1 protein-coding gene is annotated in these 406 nt (G+C 27.8%); it reads right to left on the bottom strand.

All coding sequences use genetic code 11. The features are described 5' to 3' along the window. Nucleotides 1–118: 118 nt before the first annotated feature. Entirely contained in the window at nt 119–280 is a 162-nt protein-coding gene (locus V7183_RS07910; RefSeq protein WP_097898890.1) for a peptidase, read from the bottom strand. Nucleotides 281–406 lie beyond the last annotated feature (126 nt).

The following is a 406-nucleotide window of genomic DNA, read 5'->3' as shown; positions in this document are numbered from 1 at the left end:
TTTAATTGAGGTATATATATCATTCCTACTATTCTTTACATAACAAAAAAAACATGCTCCACAATGCTAGCATGTTTTGTGATATTCTTCACATTATCTAATTAAAAAAGAAACCTCTTTACTTACCATGATGTAACATTAAATCGCCAAACTCTTCCTCAATATGATTTAACTTTGCAATACCTTCTTTCCATTTATGAATATAAAGTGAGACCCCAATAACAAATAAGCAAATAATAGTAGAAAGAATAATACCATATACGATAGTTACGGTACTCATAGTTACACTTCCTTGTAATAGGTTATAACTTTATTATAATCCTTTTTCTCGTGAAATATCGGAAATTCGACTTATTGTAACAAAATTAATTTTTCTGACTATAAGAACCAATTTAGGAGCGTATAT

Source organism: Bacillus sp. JJ1127, assembly GCF_036965845.1.
GTDB lineage: Bacteria > Bacillota > Bacilli > Bacillales > Bacillaceae_G > Bacillus_A.
Note: the sequence above shows the minus strand (reverse complement) of the source record. Positions and strands in the feature narration are given on the sequence as shown.